This is a genomic window from Burkholderia sp. BCC1638 (assembly GCF_902833195.1).
Lineage (GTDB): Bacteria > Pseudomonadota > Gammaproteobacteria > Burkholderiales > Burkholderiaceae > Burkholderia > Burkholderia diffusa.
The window spans coordinates 101,804-121,748 of the sequence record NZ_CADFEC010000018.1 but is presented as its reverse complement, the minus strand read 5'-3'; the positions used below and the strand labels follow the sequence as shown (position 1 = coordinate 121,748).

Annotated in this window: 19 protein-coding genes; 12 read left to right on the top strand and 7 right to left on the bottom strand. The window is 66.2% G+C overall.

The annotated features are described in order from the left end of the window. Positions 1-8: 8 nt before the first annotated feature. Both serB and HWX22_RS21045 read right to left on the bottom strand, forming a co-directional pair. Positions 9-854: a phosphoserine phosphatase SerB gene (serB, locus tag HWX22_RS21050; RefSeq protein WP_059524213.1), complete on the bottom strand. Its 846-nt coding sequence runs from the start codon at positions 852-854 to the stop codon at positions 9-11. A 189-nt stretch (positions 855-1,043) separates the two neighbouring features. Beyond that, positions 1,044-1,985 carry a LysR family transcriptional regulator gene (locus tag HWX22_RS21045; protein WP_059524215.1) on the bottom strand — a complete coding sequence of 314 codons (942 nt, stop codon included), beginning with the start codon at positions 1,983-1,985 and terminating at the stop codon, positions 1,044-1,046. Between the two features lie 123 nt (positions 1,986-2,108). On the opposite strand from HWX22_RS21045, the gene HWX22_RS21040 reads away from it, so the two are divergent. The 3 genes from HWX22_RS21040 (at position 2,109) to HWX22_RS21030 (ending at position 4,613) form a co-directional block, all read left to right on the top strand. Next, positions 2,109-3,125, top strand: coding sequence for a zinc-binding alcohol dehydrogenase family protein (locus HWX22_RS21040; protein ID WP_175916319.1), 1,017 nt, complete (start codon positions 2,109-2,111; stop codon positions 3,123-3,125). 209 nt (positions 3,126-3,334) lie between these two features. Next, complete coding sequence (locus HWX22_RS21035; protein ID WP_175916318.1) at positions 3,335-3,886, top strand: DUF6013 family protein; 552 nt, start codon at positions 3,335-3,337, stop codon at positions 3,884-3,886. 253 nt (positions 3,887-4,139) lie between these two features. Beyond that, positions 4,140-4,613, top strand: a complete 474-nt coding sequence (locus HWX22_RS21030; protein WP_175912481.1) for a PliI family lysozyme inhibitor of I-type lysozyme — start codon at positions 4,140-4,142, stop codon at positions 4,611-4,613. 34 nt (positions 4,614-4,647) lie between these two features. Here HWX22_RS21030 and fetB read toward each other — a convergent pair whose 3' ends face one another. Together fetB and HWX22_RS21020 are read right to left on the bottom strand one after the other, a co-directional pair. Next, positions 4,648-5,451, bottom strand: a complete 804-nt coding sequence (gene fetB / locus HWX22_RS21025) for an iron export ABC transporter permease subunit FetB (RefSeq protein WP_175912483.1) — start codon at positions 5,449-5,451, stop codon at positions 4,648-4,650. Next, positions 5,448-6,149: an ATP-binding cassette domain-containing protein gene (locus HWX22_RS21020; protein ID WP_175912485.1), complete on the bottom strand. Its 702-nt coding sequence runs from the start codon at positions 6,147-6,149 to the stop codon at positions 5,448-5,450. The genes fetB and HWX22_RS21020 overlap by 4 nt, the downstream gene beginning before the upstream one ends. A gap of 152 nt (positions 6,150-6,301) precedes the next feature. Here HWX22_RS21020 and HWX22_RS21015 point away from each other — a divergent pair, with 152 nt between their 5' ends. Beyond that, on the top strand, positions 6,302-8,599 hold the full coding sequence (locus tag HWX22_RS21015) for an AsmA family protein (protein WP_175916317.1): 2,298 nt from the start codon (positions 6,302-6,304) through the stop codon (positions 8,597-8,599). A gap of 132 nt (positions 8,600-8,731) precedes the next feature. Beyond that, entirely contained in the window at positions 8,732-10,324 is a 1,593-nt protein-coding gene (locus tag HWX22_RS21010) for an ABC-F family ATPase (protein WP_059524228.1), read from the top strand. Positions 10,325-10,539: 215 nt separating this feature from the next. On the opposite strand, the gene HWX22_RS21005 is transcribed toward HWX22_RS21010, so the two are convergent. After that, positions 10,540-10,905: a hypothetical protein gene (locus HWX22_RS21005; RefSeq protein WP_059467440.1), complete on the bottom strand. Its 366-nt coding sequence runs from the start codon at positions 10,903-10,905 to the stop codon at positions 10,540-10,542. A gap of 268 nt (positions 10,906-11,173) precedes the next feature. On the opposite strand from HWX22_RS21005, the gene HWX22_RS21000 reads away from it, so the two are divergent. The 3 genes from HWX22_RS21000 to HWX22_RS20990 all read left to right on the top strand — a co-directional run bounded on the left by HWX22_RS21000 (position 11,174) and on the right by HWX22_RS20990 (position 14,638). After that, the gene (locus tag HWX22_RS21000) at positions 11,174-12,610 is read left to right on the top strand and encodes an aldehyde dehydrogenase family protein (RefSeq protein WP_175916316.1); all 1,437 of its coding nucleotides are present in this window, start codon (positions 11,174-11,176) and stop codon (positions 12,608-12,610) included. A 129-nt stretch (positions 12,611-12,739) separates the two neighbouring features. Further along, positions 12,740-13,930: a nitronate monooxygenase family protein gene (locus tag HWX22_RS20995; protein ID WP_175911050.1), complete on the top strand. Its 1,191-nt coding sequence runs from the start codon at positions 12,740-12,742 to the stop codon at positions 13,928-13,930. Positions 13,931-13,996: 66 nt separating this feature from the next. Next, on the top strand, positions 13,997-14,638 hold the full coding sequence (locus tag HWX22_RS20990) for an OmpW family outer membrane protein (RefSeq protein WP_059524231.1): 642 nt from the start codon (positions 13,997-13,999) through the stop codon (positions 14,636-14,638). A gap of 75 nt (positions 14,639-14,713) precedes the next feature. Here HWX22_RS20990 and HWX22_RS20985 read toward each other — a convergent pair whose 3' ends face one another. Further along, a complete protein-coding gene (locus HWX22_RS20985; RefSeq protein ID WP_027784516.1) occupies positions 14,714-14,917 on the bottom strand; it encodes a DUF1289 domain-containing protein in 204 nt (67 codons plus the stop codon). Positions 14,918-15,277: 360 nt separating this feature from the next. Here HWX22_RS20985 and HWX22_RS20980 point away from each other — a divergent pair, with 360 nt between their 5' ends. From HWX22_RS20980 to HWX22_RS20965, 4 genes are all read left to right on the top strand, one after another. After that, positions 15,278-16,372, top strand: a complete 1,095-nt coding sequence (locus tag HWX22_RS20980) for a polyamine ABC transporter substrate-binding protein (RefSeq protein ID WP_059524232.1) — start codon at positions 15,278-15,280, stop codon at positions 16,370-16,372. Between the two features lie 86 nt (positions 16,373-16,458). After that, on the top strand, positions 16,459-17,619 hold the full coding sequence (gene potA / locus HWX22_RS20975; RefSeq protein WP_175916315.1) for a polyamine ABC transporter ATP-binding protein: 1,161 nt from the start codon (positions 16,459-16,461) through the stop codon (positions 17,617-17,619). Continuing rightward, positions 17,616-18,545 carry an ABC transporter permease subunit gene (locus HWX22_RS20970; RefSeq protein ID WP_059691659.1) on the top strand — a complete coding sequence of 310 codons (930 nt, stop codon included), beginning with the start codon at positions 17,616-17,618 and terminating at the stop codon, positions 18,543-18,545. Before potA ends, HWX22_RS20970 begins: the two co-directional genes overlap by 4 nt. Continuing rightward, positions 18,542-19,363: an ABC transporter permease subunit gene (locus HWX22_RS20965; RefSeq protein ID WP_175916314.1), complete on the top strand. Its 822-nt coding sequence runs from the start codon at positions 18,542-18,544 to the stop codon at positions 19,361-19,363. Before HWX22_RS20970 ends, HWX22_RS20965 begins: the two co-directional genes overlap by 4 nt. 118 nt (positions 19,364-19,481) lie before the next feature. Here the strand turns inward: HWX22_RS20965 and HWX22_RS20960 are convergent, their stop codons facing one another. After that, a complete protein-coding gene (locus HWX22_RS20960) occupies positions 19,482-19,847 on the bottom strand; it encodes a hypothetical protein (protein WP_175916313.1) in 366 nt (121 codons plus the stop codon). Positions 19,848-19,945 lie beyond the last annotated feature (98 nt).

Genomic DNA, 19,945 nt, shown 5'->3' with positions numbered 1-19,945 from the left:
ACCGGAAATCAGAACAGCCGCAGCAGCCCGTCGAGGCCCACGTGGTCGAATGCGACGGTGGCCGCATCGCGCACGACGGGCTTTGCGTGGAACGCGACCGACAGCCCGGCTTCGGCCATCATCTTCAGATCGTTCGACCCGTCGCCCATCGCGATCGCGCGGCTCGGCTCGAGGCCGAGCGATGCGCAGGTATCGCGCAGCATGCGCGCCTTCACGTCGGCGTTGACGATTTCGCCGAGCACCTTGCCGGTCAGCTTGCCGTCGACGATCTCGAGCGTGTTCGCGTGCGCGTAGTCGAGGCCGAGGCGCGCCTTCAGGCGCTCGGTGAAGAACGTGAAGCCGCCCGACACGAGCAGCGTCTTCAGTCCCGCGGCTTTCACGCCGGCGAGCATCGTCTCCGCGCCCGGCGACAATTGCAGCCGTTCCTCGTACACGCGCTCGAGCGCCTGCGCGTCGAGCCCCGCGAGCAGCGCGACGCGACGCGTGAGGCTTTCGTTGAAGTCGCGGATCTCGCCGCGCATCGATGCCTCGGTGATCTCCGCAACCTGCGTCTTCAGCCCGCAGAAATCGGCGATCTCGTCGATGCATTCGATCGTGATCAGCGTCGAATCCATGTCCATCACGACGAGCCCGAACTCGCCGAGCGTACGGCCGGCTTCGACGAAGCCGAAGTCGAGCGCGTGCGTGCCGCAGTACGCGTCGATGTCGAGCCGCTGCGCGGGGTTTGCGTTTTCGATACGCAGCGCGTGATCGTCGGTCTGCACGATGCGGGTGCCGCGCGACAGCGCGAGCAGCGGTTTGTGATGCGCGTCCGACAACGGCGCGAGACTCTGGATGACGAGGTTGTGGGTCATGACGGAATGATTGGAAGCGAATGAAACGCGTGCGCGGCCGGCATGCGGCCGCCTGCGAACGCGGGCCCCGTCCGGCGTCGGGCCGTCGCGTCGCGAACGCGCCATTGTAGCCGGTTGGTGTCAGGGCGCGACCGGATCGCCGCGGATGCCCGGCCGGCGCCGCCGCAAGCTCCGCTCACGGGATGGCGCCTATCGTTCACCCGCGCCATCCCAGTAAGGCGGATCGCCGAAGTGTTCGGCCAGGAACGCGATGAACGCGAGCGTCTTGAGCGGCACGTGCGCGCGGCTCGGATAGACGGCCCAGATCGCGACGTCGTTCGCGAACGGATAATCGTCGAGCACCGTGACGAGCGCGCCGCTCGCGAGCAGCGGGCCGACGTCCCAGGTCGACTTGATCGCGATGCCGAAGCCGTCGACGAGCGCTTCGCGGATCGCCTCGCCGTTGCTCGCGACGAGCCGGCCGCCGACGCGCACGGTGAGCGGGCCTTGCGGCGTGACGAACGACCAGTCGCGCTGGTCGCCGAGAATCACGCATTCGTGCTGTGCGAGATCGGCGGGATGGCGCGGCGTCCCGTGTTCGGCGAGATACGCGGGCGAGCAGCACAGCACGCGCCGGTTGGCGGCGAGCTTGCGCGCGACCAGCGTCGAGTCCTTCAGCGCGCCGAGGCGGATCGCGACGTCGTAGCCGTCGTCGACGAGGTCGACGATCTCGTCGGATAGCCGCAGGTCGAGTGACACGGACGGATAGCGGCGCAGGAATGCGGGGATCACGGGCGCGACGTGCTGGCGGCCGAATGACGACGACATCGACACCTTCAGCCGTCCGTACGGCTCGCTGCGGCCGTGGCCGACCGACGCGCGCGCGGCGTCGGCGGCCGACAGCAGCGCCTCGGCGCGGGCCATGAAGATTTCGCCGTCCTGCGTGAGGCTGATGCGGCGCGTGGTGCGATGCAGCAAGCGCGCGCCGAGCTGGCGCTCCAGCTGCGCGATGCGCGCGCTTGCGACCGCGGCCGACACGCCGAACTCGCGTCCGGCCGCGCTCACGTTCGCCAGCAGTGCCGCGCGCACGAACAGGCCGACGTCGAGCAGGTCGAGCGGCTTGTCGGGGGCCGGAATCGGATCGGATGCCATTATTCTGAAATTCCTGAAAATGTTTCAGGAAATATAGCGGTTTTCTCGAAGGATCGGGCCGCCTACGATGGCAGGCATGGGGCTGCGCCGCGGCCCGCCCGATTTCCCTGAAGGAGTTTCGTGATGAAAGCCGTTGGACTGACCCGTTATCTGCCGATCGACGACCCGCAGTCGCTCGTCGACGTGGAATTGCCGCAACCCGTGCCGGGCCCGCGCGACCTGCTCGTGAAGGTCGAGGCGATCTCCGTGAACCCGGTCGACACCAAGGTGCGCGCGCCGAAGCAGCAGGTCGAGGAGACCCCGCGCGTGCTCGGCTGGGATGCGGCCGGCACGGTCGTCGCGGTCGGTGCCGAGGTGACGATGTTCCGGCCGGGCGACGAGGTGTTCTACGCCGGCAGCATCACACGCCCCGGCGCGAACAGCGAATTTCACACGGTCGACGAGCGGATCGCGGCGATCAAGCCGCGCTCGCTCGATTTCGCGGCGTCGGCTGCGTTGCCGCTCACCGCGCTGACCGCGTGGGAGGCGCTGTTCGACCGGCTGCGCGTGTCGCCGCAGGGCGCGGACGCGGGCAAGTCGGTGCTGATCGTCGGCGGCGCGGGCGGGGTGGGTTCGATCGCGATCCAGCTTGCGAAGACGCTCGGCAAGCTGCACGTGATCGCGACCGCGTCGCGGCCGGCGTCGGCCGAATGGGTGCGCTCGCTCGGCGCGGACGACGTGGTCGACCATTTCGGCGACTTGCCCGCGCAACTGCGCGAGATCGGTCATGCGAACGTCGACTATGTACTGATCTTCAACGACACGGATCGTCATTTCCCTGCCGCGGCGGAAGTGATCCGGCCGCAGGGCGGCATTTGCACGATCGTCGAGAACGAGAAGCCGATTCCGGTCGAGTTGTTGAAGGCGAAAAGCGCCGCGTTTCATTGGGAGTTCATGTTCACGCGCGCGATGTTCGAGACGCCGGACATGGTCGAACAGCACAAGATCCTGAGCGAGGTGGCGAGGCTCGTCGACGGCGGCACGCTGCGCACGACGCTCGGCGAGCAGCTCGGCACCATCAACGCCGCGAACCTGCGGCGCGCGCACCAACTGCTCGAGGCCGGGCGCGCGATCGGCAAGCTGGTGCTGAGCGGATTCTGACCTCGAGGCCGGGGCGGAAAACCCGAGGTGGCCCGGCGTTTTCTCGAGAGGCGGCATCGCCCGTACGGGATACGGCGCCGCGAACGCAAGCGGGGTAACACCCGATGCGTTTGCGGCGCATTGCATGCCGCTTGGCGGTAGACTGGCAACGCATCATGCATCGAAAACCGCGCGGCACGCGCGTGCCGCCGCATTACAAGGAGGTCAGCATGAGCCAACGCAGCTTGTCAGTCGCCGCATCGTGGTCTGTTTTGTTCGCGGCGGCGTGCGTCAGCGCGAGCGTATTTGCGGCGCCGCCGGTCAAGGGCAGCCTGAAGGGCGGCGGGACGGGGCAGCTCGAATACACCGTCAAGGTCGACTCGAAGACCTTCGGCAATACGCAGGAGACGCGCAAGATCCGCTCGGGCGAAACGGACGACTTCAACTGGAAGTCGGTGCCGCCCGGCGGCGCGGTCGCGATGCCCGACGGTTGCCCGAACGCCGACAACCTGCCGCGCGACGCGAACGGCGCGATGGTGCGCCAGACCCAGGTGCGGCTCGCGCCGTCGGTCGACGCGAAGGGGATCGCGAACGTGCAGATGAGCTTCCAGGCCGCCGCGCCGAAAGGCACGCGCAACGTGAGCGTGAGCGGCAAGTCGCTGCAGTGCCCGGACGTCGTGTCGGTGAGCCAGGTCAAGTGGGTGTCGATTTCGACCAATGGCGGGTCGAAGTCCGTCACGATGAGCGACGGCACGAAGGTGACGGTGTCGATCAAGCGCTGAGCGGGGCGCGTGGGCCGGCAAGGCGTCCGGTGCGCGCGCAACGATCGCGATGCGCATCAGGGCGATCCGGGCAGCGTCGCGCGTGACGGTTTTCCTGGCGCGCGTCTTCGGGCCTTTCCGTTGAGCGATGTTCGACTTCGTCACGCCCGGCGCGCGCCGATAGCGCGGTTATTCGCACAGGCGGCCTGCGTGACGTCCCGCGGATGTCACGCTATTCTTCCGGCATCCTCCATCTTCCCCGAACGACATTCCGATGAAACATTACATGCGCGTGCTGCTGTCGGCTGCTGCGTTCGTTGCTGCCCATGCACAGGCGGCCGACGATTGCAGCTTCGTGAAGAAGGTCGAGCTGCCGTCGCGACAGCAGGTCGCCGTCGTGTCGAGCGGCGCGCTCGAACCGTGCTCGACCGGCAGCTACGCGGTGCGCGTGTATTCGACCGCGCATGCCGCCCCCGGCTTCGATACGGACGACTACGTGACCGGCGTGCTGCATGCACGTGACGGCACCGTCGCCGATGCCTTCACCGCCGACCTCGGCGTGCGTGCGCCGCAGGCGCTCGTCGTCACGACGCGCTCGGCCGGCAGCGGCGGTTACGTCGGTGCGCAGGCCTATGTGACGACGCCGCGCGCGGTGCGGCTCGTCGCGTCGGTCGACGGGCTCGCGCCCGACGCCGACGTCACGGCCGCGTTGCGCCAGGCCATCGGCAAACGCCGCGCCGCCCGCTGACCGCACGCCACGCGGATGCCGCGTGCGCCGCAGGTCAATGCGCGCGTTCCTCGAGCCGCGTTGCAAGAAATCGGTGATCGGCCGAGAACAACCGGCGATACGTCATCAGCACCGCGCCCACGGTGCCGAGCGCGGACGCCGCGGCGATCAGGAACATGATCACGATCTGGTAGCGCACGGCCTGCAGCGGCGACTGGCCGGCCAGCACCTGGCCCGTCATCATCCCCGGCAGGCTCACGACGCCGACGACGGCCATCTGGTTGAGCGTCGGCAGCATGCCCGCGCGCACGGCCTGGCGCGCGGCGTCCTGCGCGGCTTCCCAGCGCGTCGCACCGAGCGCCAGTGCCGTCTCGACGCGGTCGCGTCGCGCGGTCAGTTCCTCCATCATCCGTTCGACGCCGAGCGATACGCCCGTGAGCGTATTGCCGAGGATCATCCCGAGGATCGGGATCGCATATTGCGGCGTGTACCACGGATGAATGCGGATCACGGCGAACAGACCGACGGCCGCGACGAACCAGCTGCTGAACCAGATCGACGCGATGCTGTCGACGCGCTGTCCGCGATACGTGCGCTTGCCGCGGCCGGCGCCCGCGAAGCCTGCAATCAGCGTCATCAACGCGGTGAGCGGCAGCACGACGGTCCAGTGCGGATGACCGAACACCCAGCCGAGCACGTAGCCGATTGCCAGCAACTGCACGACGGTGCGCACGGCGGCGAGCGCGAGCTTGCGCCCGAGACCGAGCGACAGCGCGGCCGAGATCGCACCGTTGACAGCGACGAGCGCGGCGGCGATGCCGACGTCGACGAGACTCAGATCCTGCAGAGCGGGGCTCATTGCTGCGCCTCCATCGCGTTCGCGGCGTGCAGCACGCCGGCCTGCATCACGAGCCGCATCGTGCCGATGCGGGCGGCTTGCGCCGGATCGTGCGAGATCCACATGTAGGCGCGTGCATCGGGGGCCGCGTCGAACCAGGCCCCGACGAGCGCTTCGATCGCGCGCGTCGAGTCGGGGTCGAGCGCAGACGTCGGTTCGTCGAGCAACAGCACGTCGGGGTCGAGCTGCAGCACGCGCAGGAGCGCGGCGATCTGCGCTTCGCCGCCCGACAGTTCGCTCGCCCGCTTGTCGAGAAAATCGGCGCCGCGACCGGCGCGTGCCGCGAGCGCTTCGGCGCGGGCGCGGTCGAACGTCACGTCGCGATAGATCGCGAGTGAATACGGATAGCGCAACTGCGCTTCGACGGTCCCGTCCATCTGCGCGGGCCGCTGGCGCACGTAGGCGACGCTGCGCCGGTAGCGCGGAATCGCGCCGCGCCTGATCCGCTTGCCGCGCCAGAGGATATGCCCGCCGTCGAGCGGGTCGAGCAACGCGAGCGCGCGCAGCAGCACGCTCTTGCCGGAGCCCGACGGTCCCGTGATAGCAATTCGCGATCCCGCGGCGAGGCTGAAGTCGGTCGGCGCCAGCAGCGTCTTGCCGCTGCTGGCGTCGCGGCGCGTGATGTGCTGCGCATCGATGAGACCGGAGGGGACTGTCATGTCACAAATGAAAAAAAGCGTTAATGGCGCCGAAGCGTTACTGCAGCGTGCGCCATAATACCTATTGAAAAGCCGCCGGTGTCGTGCTCCGTTCACTCACGCAAGTGGCCCGACATGGCGCGCAAACTCTGCAGAACAACAACGGAACCGCCATGACGCTAGCACGAGCCATCGGCAAATCGGCTGCATGGATCGTCGGTATCGTCGCACTGATCCTCGCGGCGGCCGGCATCTTCATTTTCACGTTCGACTGGAACCACGCGAAACCGTGGGTCAACGAACATGTGAGTACCGCACTTGGCCGCCCGTTCGCGATCAACGGCGATCTCAAGGTCGGCTGGCGTCGCCCCGAGGGCGAGACCGGCTGGCGCGCATGGGTGCCCTGGCCGAGCTTCTCCGCCACGCAACTCGAGATCGGCAACCCGGACTGGGCAAAGGGGCCGAAGTTCGTCACGCTCGATGCCGCGCATTTCGATCTCGCGATTCTTCCGCTCCTCGCGCATGAAATCGTCATTCCGTCGATCGATGTCGTCAATCCCGCGGTCGACCTCGAGCGGCTCGCCGATGGCCGCAATACGTGGACCTTCCAGTTCAAGCAATCGTCGCAGCCGTCGCCGTGGACGGTGCGGCTCGACAGCTTCGGTTTCGCGAAGGGCGTCGTCACGTATCGCGATGCGATCACGAAGGCCGATCTCACGGTCGCGATCGATACGCTCGGCCAGCCGATTCCGATCGGCGACGTGCTGAAGGAGCAGGAGCAAACGTCGCGCGCGGCGTCGGCGCAGCGTGTCGGCAAGAGTGGCGCCGCCCGACTGAGCGCGCAGGCGAGTGCCGAGGCTGCGTCGGGTGCGTCGGCTGCGCAAGGCGCGAGCGGGGCGTCCGCCGCAACGGCGTCGGGTGCCTCCGCTGCCGCGCCGGCTACTTCGGTTTCCTCCGTATCCACGGCCGTGCCGGCATCCGCCGCGAGCGGTGCGTCCGCTGCGTCGGGTGCCGCTGCGCCCGCGAAGCCGGCCGGCCCGACGTATGCGTTCGGGCTCAAGGTCGACGGCCGATACAAGAACGTGCCGATCAGCGGCACCGGCAAGGTGGGCGGCGTGCTGGCGGTCGAGAACGCGACGCAGCCGTTCCCGCTGCAGGCCGACGTAAAGGCCGGCGACACGCGGCTGGCGATCGTCGGCACGCTGACCGACCCGATGCATCTCGCGGCACTCGACCTGCGTCTGTGGCTGCAAGGCACGTCGATGTCGCACCTCTACCAGATCACCGGCATTACGCTGCCGGACACGCCGCCGTATGCGACCGAGGGGCGCCTGATCGGCAACATCAAGCAGCACGCGAGCACGTTCCGCTACGAGAATTTCAACGGCCGCGTCGGCGGCAGCGATCTCCGCGGCACGCTCACCTGGGCGCAGCGCGAGCCGCGGCCGAAGCTGTCGGGCGAGCTCGTGTCGAACCTGCTGCAGTTCTCAGACCTCGCGCCGGTGATCGGCGCCGATTCGGCTGCGAGCAAGGCGAAGCGCGGCGACACGACGCGCCAGCCGCCGGACCGCGTGCTGCCGGTCGCGACGTTCCGCACCGAGCGCTGGAGCGCGATCGACGCGGACGTGAAGTTCACCGGGCGCAAGCTGATCAAGAGCCCGCAACTGCCGATCACCGACCTTTACACGCACATCCTGCTGCAGGACGGCGTGCTGTCGCTCGAACCGCTGCAGTTCGGCGTCGCGGGCGGCACGCTCGCGACCAACGCGCATCTCGACGGCAGCCGCACGCCGCTCAAGGGCCGCTTTACGCTGGCCGCGCGTCACTTGAGGCTGAAGCAACTGTTCCCGACGCAGAAGGTGATGCAGACCGCGCTCGGCGAAATCAACGGCGACGCGTCGCTGTCGGCGACCGGCAACTCGCCGGCCGCGCTCGCGGCGACGTCGACCGGCGAAGTGAAGGCGCTCATCACGGATGGCCGCATCAGCCTGCTGCTGATGGAGGCGGCGGGGCTGAACGTCGCGAACGTCGTCTACGAGAAGCTGTTCGGCACCCGCGACGTGAACATCAATTGCGCGGCGATCGACTTCGTCGCGAACGACGGCATGCTCGACCCGAAGGTGTTCGCGCTCGATACGGACGACGCGCTGATCAACGTCGACGGCCCGGTCAACCTGCGCGATGAATCGATCGATCTGAAGATCCATCCGCATACGAAGGGTTTCCGGGTCTTCTCGTTGCGTTCGCCGTTGTACGCGAAGGGCACGTTCAAGAACCCGAAGGTCGGCGTCGACGCCGGCGCGCTCGCGCTGCGCGCCGGCGCGATGGTCGGGCTGGGCCTGATCAACCCGTTCGCGGCGCTGATTCCGCTGATCGCGCCGAGCAATAACCGCGACGTGCCGTGCTCGGAGCTGTTCGGGCAGATGAAGGCCAAGGCGGCGCAGAAGGAGGCGCTGAAGGCCGGCAAGTGAGGATGTCCGGGGCAGGGCCGGCGCCGCGCGCGGCGGCCCGGCTGGCGGGGCCGGAACGGGGCGGTCGGCAGTTTCTCCGACACCTGCTAAAATACACGGTTTTCCGTCGATTTCTCTCTTACGGGACCTGCCGTGCTTTCTACTGCCAACATCACGATGCAATTCGGGCCGAAGCCCTTGTTCGAGAATATCTCGGTCAAATTCGGCGAGGGCAACCGCTATGGTCTGATCGGCGCGAACGGCTGCGGCAAGTCGACCTTCATGAAGATCCTCGGTGGCGACCTCGAGCCGAGCGCCGGCAACGTCGCGCTGGAGCCGAACGTGCGCTTGGGCAAGCTGCGCCAGGACCAGTTCGCGTACGAAGACGTGCGCGTGCTCGACGTCGTGATGATGGGCCACACCGAGATGTGGGCCGCGATGACCGAGCGCGACGCGATCTACGCGAACCCGGATGCCACCGACGACGACTACATGCACGCGGCCGAGCTCGAAGGCAAGTTCGCCGAATACGGCGGCTACGACGCCGAGGCGCGCGCGGGCGCGCTGCTGCTCGGCATCGGCATCGAGGAGAAGTTCCACAACGGCACGATGGCCGACGTCGCGCCGGGCTGGAAGCTGCGCGTGCTGCTCGCGCAGGCGCTGTTCTCGAAGCCGGACGTGCTGCTGCTCGACGAACCGACCAACAACCTGGACATCAACTCGATCCGTTGGCTCGAGCACACGCTCAACGAGTACAACTCGACGATGATCATCATCTCGCACGATCGTCACTTTCTGAACTCGGTGTGCACGCACATGGCCGACATGGACTTCGGCACGCTGAAGGTCTGGCCGGGCAACTACGACGACTACATGCTCGCATCGGCACAGGCGCGCGAGCGCCAGGCCGCGGCGAACGCGCGCGCGAAGGAGCGCGTGGCCGAGCTGCAGGACTTCGTGCGCCGCTTCTCGGCGAACAAGTCGAAGGCCCGCCAGGCAACGAGCCGCGCGAAGCAGATCGACAAGATCAAGATCGAGGAATTCAAGCCGTCGTCGCGTCAGAACCCGTTCATTCGCTTCGAGTTCGAGAAGAAGCTGCACAACGTCGCGGTGGTCGCCGAAGACATCACGAAGAAGTACGAGCGCACGATCTTCCAGAACTTCAACCTCTCGGTGCAGCCGGGCGAGCGCATCGCGATCATCGGCGAGAACGGCGCGGGCAAGACGACGCTGCTGCGTTCGCTGCTCGGCGCGCTGCAACTCGATCACGGCACGGTGAAGTGGTCTGAGAACGCGAATGTCGGCTACATGCCGCAGGACACGTACGAGGAGTTCCCGAACGACATCACGCTGATGGACTGGATCGACCAGTACCGCAAGGACGGCGACGACGAAACGATGGTGCGCGGCACGCTGGGCCGCCTGCTGTTCTCGTCGGACGACATCAAGAAGTCGGTGAAGGTGCTGTCGGGCGGCGAGAAGGGCCGCATGATCTGGGGCAAGCTGATGCTCGGCCGCCACAACGTGCTGCTGATGGACGAGCCGACCAACCACATGGACATGGAGTCGATCGAGTCGCTGCAGATCGCGCTCGAGCAGTTTGAAGGCACACTGATCTTCGTGTCCCACGACCGCGAATTCGTGAGCGGGCTGGCGAACCGGATCATCGAAGTGCGCACGGACGGCACGCTGTTCGACTTCGGCGGGAATTACGAGGAGTTCCTCACGAGCCAGGGGCAGGAGTAATTGTCCGGGCAGCCATGCCCGATCTGATGTACCGGAAGCCCGCCAGGTGGAAGCCTGGCGGGCTTTTTCGCAAAGTGAGCGCGTGCCGCGCCAGCCCGGCGTACCGATGAAGGGAAAATGTCAGCTCGGGCGTGGCGTCCGCGATCACGATTCGACGCGGCGGCGCCGTTCCCCGCCGGCAGCCGCTTGCCCCACCTCGCGCGCCGCCCGGCGCGTCAATCCGCGAGCCGCTTGTCGGCGAGCGCCTTGCAGCAGTCCTCGTACACCCATTGCACCAGTTTCGCCCGGTAGTCGAGATCGTCGGTATCGACGATTTCCTCGACCGCGTCGCGCGCCCACGACGCGTCGACGAAATCGGCGTGCCGCTTTGCGATGTCCTGCGCCAGCGCGGCCAGCTTCGCGATCGCGAGCCAGTCTGACTGCCGGTGGTGGCGGTCGAGCCAGCGGTGTGCGGCCTGCACCTGGAACGACGCATCCGGCCAGGATTCGTTTAGGTAAAACGCGCCGAGATTGCCGCAGGTGAGCCAGCACAGCAGCTCCAGGCGATCTTGCGAGCCGAGGATATGGGGTGCGTCGGTCATGGCAGCGCTCACGAAGGCATCGATTCCGGGTGGCGCGGCCTGCAGCAGCCGGCGCCGATACTAAAAACATAGCACGATGCGGGGCGCGAGGTGCGACCTCGTGACGCGCCGGCGCGGCGCGGATGCCGCAGTGGCGGGAAGCGGGCGGCCGGCGCCCGGTCCCCGGCGTCCGCGCGGGCCGTTCGGCGACGCTCGAAGTCACGTTCTGCGTCGTCGCGGAGCCGCGCCGCACTCGTTAGAATGGCCGTTTTCCGGGAGACAGGAAGCGATGAAAATCTACGATCAGTTCTATATCGACGGCGCATGGCGTAAGCCGGCCGGAACGGGCACGATCGACGTGATCGACTCGGGCACCGAGGCCGTGATCGGCCGGATTCCCGAGGGCGTGGCGTCGGACGCGCAGGACGCGATCCGCGCGGCGCGCGCGGCATTCGACGCATGGGCCGCGACGCCGGCCGCGACGCGCGCGGGCTATCTGCGCAAGATCGTCGAGCGTCTGCAGGCGCGCAGCGAGGAACTCGCGCAGTCGATCACCGGCGAAGTCGGGATGCCGATCAAGCTGTCGCGCGCGATCCAGGTCGGCGGTCCGATCTACAACTGGAAGGCATACGCGAAGCTCGCCGAATCGTTCGAATTCGAGGCGAAGGTCGGCAACTCGCTGGTGGTGCGCGAGCCGGTCGGCGTCGTCGCGGCGATCACGCCTTGGAACTACCCGCTCAACCAGATCACGCTGAAGGTCGCGCCGGCGCTGGCGGCCGGCTGCACGGTCGTCCTGAAGCCGTCCGAAGTCGCGCCGCTCAACGCGTTCATGCTCGCCGAGGCGATTCACGAAGCGGGCCTGCCGGCGGGGGTGTTCAACCTCGTGTGCGGTTATGGCCCGGTCGTCGGTGAGGTGCTGGCGACCGATCCGGACGTCGACATGGTGTCGTTCACGGGTTCGACGCGTGCCGGCAAGCGCGTGGCCGAACTCGCGGCCGCGGGCGTGAAGCGCGTCGCGCTCGAACTGGGCGGCAAGTCGGCGTCGGTGATTCTCGATGACGCCGATTTCGCGGCGGCGGTGAAGGGCACGGTCAACGCGTGCTACCTGAACGCGGGCCAGACCTGTTCGGCACACACGCGGATGCTGGTGCCGGAGGCGCGCTACGACGAGGCACGCGCGATCGCGAAGGCGGCAGCCGAAGCGTATGTCGCGGGCGACCCGCGTCAGGAAACGACGCGCCTCGGCGCACTCGCATCGGCCGTGCAGCAGCAGCGCGTGCAGGCCTACATCCAGCGCGGAATCGACGACGGCGCAGAACTCGTGACCGGCGGCACGGGCCTGCCGGAAGGGCTCGCGAAGGGCTTCTTCGTCAAGCCGACGGTGTTCGGCCGCGTCGATCCGAAATCGACGATCGCGCAGGAAGAGATCTTCGGGCCGGTGCTGTCGATCATCACGTATCGCGACGAAGACGAAGCCGTGCGCATCGCGAACGATTCGCCGTACGGGCTCGGCGGCGCGGTATGGGCGGGCAGCGACGAACGCGCGATGCGCGTCGCGCGCCGCATCCGCACGGGGCAGGTCGACATCAACGGCGGCACGTGGAATGGCGCCGCGCCGTTCGGCGGCTACAAGCAGTCGGGACACGGCCGCGAAAACGGCGTGTACGGGCTCGAAGAGTATCTCGAATACAAGTCGATGCAGCTCAAGCCGGCGAATCCGTCCTGAGCGTTTCACGCCGCATGACCCGGAACGGCACGCTCGCGTGCCGTTTTTTTATTGACCGCCGTCAAGGTGCGCGCCGGTGGATCCGTCGATCATCGCGTTTCCGATTTCCGATGTTTCGACGAGGTTCAGATGACCGCACGCACTTCCTTCCCGCCGCTCACGATTCGCGGCCGCACCTTGCTGCCCGTGGTGCAGGGCGGCATGGGCGTCGGCATCTCCGCGCACCGCCTTGCGGGCAGCGTCGCGCGCGAAGGCGCGCTCGGCACCATCGCGAGCATCGACCTGCGTCACCACCATGCGGACTTGCTCGCACGCTGTCGCGCGAATCCCGATCGCGCGACGCTGGAGGCCGCGAACCTCGAGGCGCTCGCGCGCGAGATTCGCCTCGCGAAGACCTACAGCGAAGGGCGCGGGATGATCGCGGTCAACGTGATGAAGGCGGTGAGCGCACATGCGGACTACGTGCGCGTCGCGTGCGACGAAGGCGCGGACGCGATCGTGATGGGCGCAGGCCTGCCGCTCGATCTGCCCGATCTCACGCAGGGTCATGACATCGCGCTGATCCCGATCCTGTCGGACAGCCGCGGGATCGCGCTGGTGCTGAAGAAGTGGATGAAGAAGGGGCGGCTGCCCGACGCGATCGTGATCGAGCATCCCGCGCATGCGGGCGGCCACCTCGGCGTCACGCAGATCGACGACATGCACGACGCACGCTTCGATTTCGCGCGCGTGCTCGACGAGACGGCGCAGGTGATGGCGTCGCTCGGTCTCGCGCGCGACACGATCCCGCTGATCGTCGCGGGCGGGATCAACAGTCACGACACGGTGCGTGCGGCGCTCGCGGCCGGCGCGAACGGCGTCCAGGTGGGAACGCCGTTCGCGGTGACGGAAGAGGGCGATGCGCATCCGAACTTCAAGCGCGTGCTGGCCGATGCGCTGCCCGAGGACATCGTCGAATTCGTCAGCGTGACGGGGCTGCCGGCGCGCGCGGTGAAGACCCCCTGGCTCGATCGCTACCTGCGCAACGAAACGCGCATTCGCGACAAACTCGGCGCGTTCAAGCAGCGCTGCCCGACCGCGCTCGAGTGCCTGAGCGTCTGCGGACTGCGCGACGGCATCGAAAAGTTCGGCCATTTCTGCATCGACACGCGGCTCTCGGCCGCGTTGCGCGGCGACGTCGCGAACGGCCTGTTCTTCCGCGGCCGCGAAGCGCTGCCGTTCGGCAACGCGATCCGTAGCGTGCGCGATCTGCTCGACCTGCTGCTGACGGGCTGTGCGACGGAGCCTGCGACAAACCGTCCAATGTTTACGCTGGCTTGACGGATATCAAGACGACGCAAAGACCCTACATGGAGAATGGAATAAATTCTACAAGGGGTCCGTACCATGCATAAAACGATTCGAACATGCATCACCGCTGCCGCCGTGGCGGCGAGCCTCGTCACGCTGCCCTCGCTGTCGCACGCGGCGTCGGCGGGAGACGGGATCAACCAGGGTGACGTCCTGGTCCGGCTGCGCGCGATCAGCATCCAGCCGAACGAGCGCGCGAGCGATACGCTCGGCGCGATCAATACAGGCGTGAACAACGCGATCGTGCCGGAACTCGACTTCACCTACATGATCCGCGACTACCTGGGCGTGGAGCTGATTCTGGGCACGTCGCGGCACCAGATGACATCGAGCCTCGGCAATCTCGGCGGCGTGGGCGTGCTGCCGCCGACGCTGCTGCTGCAGTACCACTTCAACCATGCCGGCAAGGTGCGGCCGTACGTCGGCGCGGGCCTGAACTACACGTACTTCTACAACAACGGGCTCAACGTCGGCGGGGAAGGCGTGTCGATCAACAAGAGCAGCTTCGGTCCCGCGCTGCAGTTCGGCGTCGACGTGCAGTTGACGAAGAAGGTGTTCATGAACGTCGACGTGAAGAAGATCTGGATGAGCACCGATGCGACGCTCGGCGACAAGGGCATCGGCACGCTGCACATCGATCCGCTGATCGTCGGCGTGGGCGTCGGGATGAAGTTCTAGACGCGAGCGAAAAAGAACAGAGTTGGGGTTGGCGGCATGGCAGTCGGCATGCCGCTCTTTTTTTGTGCGGCGGATTTACAGCTTGTCGTACTGAAAGCGCATCGCGGTGCCTTCGCGCGTGATGCGCTCCCACACCGCGCGTTTCTCGTCGTCGCTCAGGAACACCCAGTTCGACACTTCGCCGGCCGTGCGGCCGCAGCCCTTGCAGACTTCGTCGAAGAGGGTCGAGCACACGCCGATGCAGGGGCTGTCGGGCAGGTCGTGGAGGTTGGAGGCCATCGGAAGGGTTCGCGCGTTGAATCGTCAGGGCGTCATTTTAATGCATCGCGACGACGCGCCCCGGCCGCGATCCCGGCGGCGCGACGGCCACCCGTCCGGACGGTTTCGCGGCCGCCTTCTTTTCCTGATGGACAGACGCCGATTACCCGATAGAATTCCCCCGGAACGCCCCGCTGCGCGGGCCGCTCGAGCGGCCGGCGGCGGCAATCTGTTCCGTTTGCGCGACACCGGCATGATTTTTTTGTGACGGAGCGCGAATGGTGGTAGCGTTCGGGGTTTTCGAGGGGCGGCGTGCCGGGATGCGCCGCCATGACGAGGCAGACGGCAGCCGGACACGGGTCCGGCCGGAGGGAGAACGGGATGAAAGCAAAGGTAGTGGGCCGGTTCGCAGCGCTTGCGCTGTGCGTGGGTGCATCGGCGGCGGCGGCGAAGGATACGCAGCTCAATGTCTATAACTGGTCCGATTACATTGCGAAGGACACGATCCCGAACTTCGAGAAGCAGGCGGGCGTCAAGGTTCGCTACGACAACTACGACAGCGACGACACGCTGCAGGCGAAGCTGCTGACGGGCAGCTCGGGCTACGACATCGTCGTGCCGACCAGCAACTATGCGGGCAAGCAGATCGCGGCCGGCATCTTCACGCCGCTCGACAAGTCGAAGCTGCCGAACCTCAAGTACCTCGATCCGCAACTGATGGCGCTCGTCGCCGGCGCGGACCCGGGCAACAAGTATTCGGTGCCCTGGGCGTACGGCACGACCGGTCTCGCGTACAACCTGACGAAGGCGCAGCAGGCGCTCGGCAAGGTTCCGCTCGACAACTGGGACATCCTGTTCAAGCCGGAAAACATCTCGAAGCTGAAGACCTGCGGCGTGTCGGTGCTCGACGCGCCGGACCAGATGTTCGCGGCGGCGCTGCACTACATCGGCAAGGATCCGATGAGCACGAACCCGGCCGACTACAAGGCCGCGATGGAAGTGCTGAAGAAGATCCGCCCGTACATCACGCAGTTCAACTCGTCGGGCTACATCAACGACCTGGTCGGCGGCGACATCTGCTTCGCGTTCGGCTGGTCGGGCGACGTCGTGATCGCGAAGCATCGCGCGATCGAGGCGAAGAAGCCGTACAAGGTCGAGTACTACATTCCGAAGGGCGGCGCGCCGGTCTGGTTCGACGTGATGGCGATCCCGAAGGACGCGAAGAACAAGGACGCCGCGCTGCAGTGGATCAACTACATCGAGGATCCGAAGGTGCACGCGGCGATCACGAACGCCGTGTACTACCCGAGCGCGAACGCCGAGGCACGCAAGTATGTGCGGCCGGACGTCGCGAACGACCCGGCCGTCTACCCGCCGGCCGACGTCGTGAAGACGCTGTTCCTGCTCAAGCCGCTGCCGCCTGAAATCCAGCGTCTGCAGACGCGTCTGTGGACCGAGCTGAAATCGGGCCGCTGAAGCGAGTCGGAGCAGGCCAGCAGTCATGAAGCCCCTGGTGTCCCCGGGGGCTTTGTTCGTCAAACGCAGGAGAGAAGCAGCACATCATGAATAGCCAGTCGGGTGCGCCGGTCGCGGGCGCGCCGTCCTTCGTTCCTTCGTCCGGCGCCGATGCGCGCGCCGAGAACTTTGTCCAGATTGTCGACGTCGTCAAGAAATTCGGCGAGACCGAAGTGGTACGCAACGTGAACCTGACGGTGCGCCAGGGCGAGCTGTTCGCGCTGCTCGGCAGCTCGGGTTCCGGCAAGTCGACGCTGCTGCGCATGCTCGCGGGTCTCGAGACGGTCACGTCGGGCAAGATCCTGATCGACGGCGAGGACCTCGCGCAGATGCCGCCGTACAAGCGGCCCGTGAACATGATGTTCCAGTCGTATGCGCTGTTCCCGCACATGTCGGTCGAATCGAACGTCGCATACGGCCTCAAACAGGAAGGTACGCCGAAGGCGGAGCTGAAGGAGCGCGTCGCGGCGGCACTCGAGCTCGTGCAGATGAGCAAGTACGCGAAGCGCAAGCCGCACCAGCTGTCGGGCGGCCAGCAGCAGCGCGTCGCGCTCGCGCGTTCGCTCGTCAAGCGCCCGAAGGTGCTGCTGCTCGACGAGCCGATGTCGGCGCTCGACAAGCAGATCCGCCAGCGCACGCAGATCGAGCTCGTCAACATCCTGAACAAGGTCGGCGTCACCTGCATCATGGTCACGCACGACCAGGAAGAGGCGATGACGATGGCGAACCGGCTCGCCGTGATGAGCGAAGGGCAGATCGTGCAGATCGGCTCGCCGAACGAAGTCTACGAATATCCGAACAGCCGCTTCTCGGCCGAGTTCATCGGCTCGACCAACCTGTTCGAAGGCGTCACCGTCGAGGACGAACCCGACTACGTCTACATCGAATCGCCGGAGCTGCCGAGCCGGCTGTACGTGAGCCACGGGATCACGGGCCCGCTCGGAATGTCGGTCACGGTGTCGGTGCGCCCCGAGCGGATCGCGCTCACGCGCAAGCCGCCCGAAGGCGCGTTCAACTGGGCGCGCGGCAAGATCACCAACGTCGCGTACATGGGCGGCTATTCGCTGTATCACGTGAAGCTCGATGCGGGCAAGACGGTGATCGCGAACGTGTCGAGCCTCGCGATCTCCGAGCTCGACACCCCGTCGCTCGGCGACGAGATCTACGTGCGCTGGAGCGCGACCGCGGGCGTGGTGCTGACGTCATGAGCACGCTCAAGTCCCTGCTTGCATGGCCCGTGCGGCGCTTCAACCTGACTGGCGGCTCGGCGGTCGTCGCGGGGCCGTATACGTGGCTCGTGCTGTTCTTCCTCGTGCCGTTCGTGCTGGTCGTGAAGATCAGCTTCGCGGAGCTGCAGCTCGGCATTCCGCCGTATACGGAACTCGCGTCATACGCGGACGGCGTGGTGCACATCGCGCTGAACCTGTCGCACTATGCGTTCCTGCTCACCGACAGCCTGTATTTCGCGACCTACGTGAATTCCGTGGTGGTCGCGGCGATCACGACGCTGCTGTGCCTGCTGATCGGCTATCCGATGGCGTATTACATCGCGCGTTCGAACCCGGCGACCCGCAACCTGCTGATGATGGGTGTGATGCTGCCGTTCTGGACGTCGTTCCTGATTCGCGTGTACGCATGGATCGGGATCCTGAAGAACAACGGGCTCCTGAACAACTTCCTGATGTGGATCGGCCTGACCCACACGCCGATCGAGCTGTACCGCACGAACTACGCGGTGTACATCGGGATGGTGTATTCGTACCTGCCGTTCCTCGTTATGCCGCTGTACGCGCACCTCGTGAAGATGGACCTGCGCCTGCTCGAAGCTGCGTACGACCTGGGAGCCAGGCCGTGGAGGGCGTTCGTGCAGATCACGCTGCCGCTGTCGAAGAACGGGATCATTGCGGGCTGCCTGCTGGTGTTCATTCCGGCGGTCGGCGAGTACGTGATTCCGGAACTGCTAGGCGGCGCGAACACGCTGATGATCGGCCGCGTGATGTGGAATGAGTTCTTCAACAACGCAGACTGGCCGATGGCGTCGGCCGTGACCTGCGCGATGGTGCTGCTGCTGCTCGTGCCGATGGCGATGTTCCAGCACTTCCAGGCGAAGGAGCAGGAGGGCCGCCGTCGATGAAGCCGAATCGTTACCTGCAGTTCGCGGCGCTCTTCGCCGGTTTCGCGTTCCTGTACATCCCGATCATCAGCCTGATCGTCTATTCGTTCAACGAGTCGAAGCTCGTCACCGTGTGGTCGGGCTTCTCGTTCCGCTGGTACTCGGCGCTCGTGGAGGACGACGAACTGCTGACGGCCGCATGGCTGTCGCTGAAGATCGGCGTACTGACCGCGTTCGCGTCGGTGTTCATCGGCACGTGGGCCGGCTTCGTGCTCGCGCGGATGGGCCGCTTTCGCGGCTTCGCGCTGTTCAGCGGCATGATCAACGCGCCGCTGGTGATTCCCGAGGTGATCCAGGGGATCTCGCTGCTGCTGCTGTTCATCGAACTGGCGAAGTGGATCGGCTGGCCGGCCGAGCGCGGCGTGTTCACGATCTGGCTGGGCCACGTGATGCTGTGCATCTCCTACGTCGCGATCATCGTGCAGTCGCGCGTGCGCGAACTGAACCCGTCGCTCGAGGAAGCCGCGCTCGATCTGGGCGCGACGCCGCTGAAGGTGTTCTTCACGATCACGCTGCCGCTGATCTCGCAGGCGCTGATCGCGGGCTGGCTGCTGTCGTTCACGCTGTCGATCGACGACCTCGTGCTGTCGGCGTTCCTGTCCGGCCCAGGCTCGACGACGCTGCCGCTCGTCGTGTTCTCGCGCGTGCGCCTCGGCCTGAACCCGGAGATGAACGCGCTCGCGACGCTGTTCATCGTCGCGGTGACGGCGGGCGTGGTGATCGCGAACTTTGTGATGCTGCGTCAGGAGCGCAAGCGGGTGGCCGCGTTCGCGACCTGACGTCTCTTTCGCACAGGTTGCCGACGCAACGAAAAACGCCCGGTGCCGACGACGAGTCGGGCCGGGCGTTTGTTTTTGGCGCGCAGCGCGCAGATCGGCCGGTCAATATGCGAAACGCTTACTTGGTGCCGTCCAGATTGCCGTGGCGCCCGTGTACGGCTGGACGCTCCCGAGCCGCCGGACGGCAGCACAGTCGCGGATTGAAGTGCGTGGCGACGCCTTCGCAGGCCGAGACTAGTTCGAGCGATGCGTAGCCGTGCAGCGAATTGACCTGGTTTGACCCGTACACGTTCGAGTCTGGGCCAGGGTCGGTCTGCGGCGTGATGAACAGGTCGAGCGTGCAGACGGTCCCGCCGACCGACGGCGAGAGACTGGTGAGTGTCAACGCCGCCGTGTGAGCGAGCGTCCCGTGCACGTTGCTCATGCCGATGAGCGCGATCGCCATCAGCGCTGTCGCGACGACGCCGAGCATCGATGCGATCACGATTCGGTGCTCAATCAGATATACATGCGAATGCGAAAAATCCTAAATTGCATAAGATAATTCGTAAAAATCTGATTTCATTAATGGAGATTGATTCC

What these genes read in the sequence shown, in the direction of transcription:
- serB (WP_059524213.1), bottom strand. Translation starts at nt 854, where the DNA reads ATGACCCACAACCTCGTCATCCAGAGTCTCGCGCCGTTGTCGGACGCG.
- HWX22_RS21045 (WP_059524215.1), bottom strand. Translation starts at nt 1,985, where the DNA reads ATGGCATCCGATCCGATTCCGGCCCCCGACAAGCCGCTCGACCTGCTC.
- HWX22_RS21040 (WP_175916319.1), top strand. Translation starts at nt 2,109, where the DNA reads ATGAAAGCCGTTGGACTGACCCGTTATCTGCCGATCGACGACCCGCAG.
- HWX22_RS21035 (WP_175916318.1), top strand. Translation starts at nt 3,335, where the DNA reads ATGAGCCAACGCAGCTTGTCAGTCGCCGCATCGTGGTCTGTTTTGTTC.
- HWX22_RS21030 (WP_175912481.1), top strand. Translation starts at nt 4,140, where the DNA reads ATGAAACATTACATGCGCGTGCTGCTGTCGGCTGCTGCGTTCGTTGCT.
- fetB (WP_175912483.1), bottom strand. Translation starts at nt 5,451, where the DNA reads ATGAGCCCCGCTCTGCAGGATCTGAGTCTCGTCGACGTCGGCATCGCC.
- HWX22_RS21020 (WP_175912485.1), bottom strand. Translation starts at nt 6,149, where the DNA reads ATGACAGTCCCCTCCGGTCTCATCGATGCGCAGCACATCACGCGCCGC.
- HWX22_RS21015 (WP_175916317.1), top strand. Translation starts at nt 6,302, where the DNA reads ATGACGCTAGCACGAGCCATCGGCAAATCGGCTGCATGGATCGTCGGT.
- HWX22_RS21005 (WP_059467440.1), bottom strand. Translation starts at nt 10,905, where the DNA reads ATGACCGACGCACCCCATATCCTCGGCTCGCAAGATCGCCTGGAGCTG.
- HWX22_RS21000 (WP_175916316.1), top strand. Translation starts at nt 11,174, where the DNA reads ATGAAAATCTACGATCAGTTCTATATCGACGGCGCATGGCGTAAGCCG.
- HWX22_RS20995 (WP_175911050.1), top strand. Translation starts at nt 12,740, where the DNA reads ATGACCGCACGCACTTCCTTCCCGCCGCTCACGATTCGCGGCCGCACC.
- HWX22_RS20990 (WP_059524231.1), top strand. Translation starts at nt 13,997, where the DNA reads ATGCATAAAACGATTCGAACATGCATCACCGCTGCCGCCGTGGCGGCG.
- HWX22_RS20985 (WP_027784516.1), bottom strand. Translation starts at nt 14,917, where the DNA reads ATGGCCTCCAACCTCCACGACCTGCCCGACAGCCCCTGCATCGGCGTG.
- HWX22_RS20980 (WP_059524232.1), top strand. Translation starts at nt 15,278, where the DNA reads ATGAAAGCAAAGGTAGTGGGCCGGTTCGCAGCGCTTGCGCTGTGCGTG.
- potA (WP_175916315.1), top strand. Translation starts at nt 16,459, where the DNA reads ATGAATAGCCAGTCGGGTGCGCCGGTCGCGGGCGCGCCGTCCTTCGTT.
- HWX22_RS20970 (WP_059691659.1), top strand. Translation starts at nt 17,616, where the DNA reads ATGAGCACGCTCAAGTCCCTGCTTGCATGGCCCGTGCGGCGCTTCAAC.
- HWX22_RS20965 (WP_175916314.1), top strand. Translation starts at nt 18,542, where the DNA reads ATGAAGCCGAATCGTTACCTGCAGTTCGCGGCGCTCTTCGCCGGTTTC.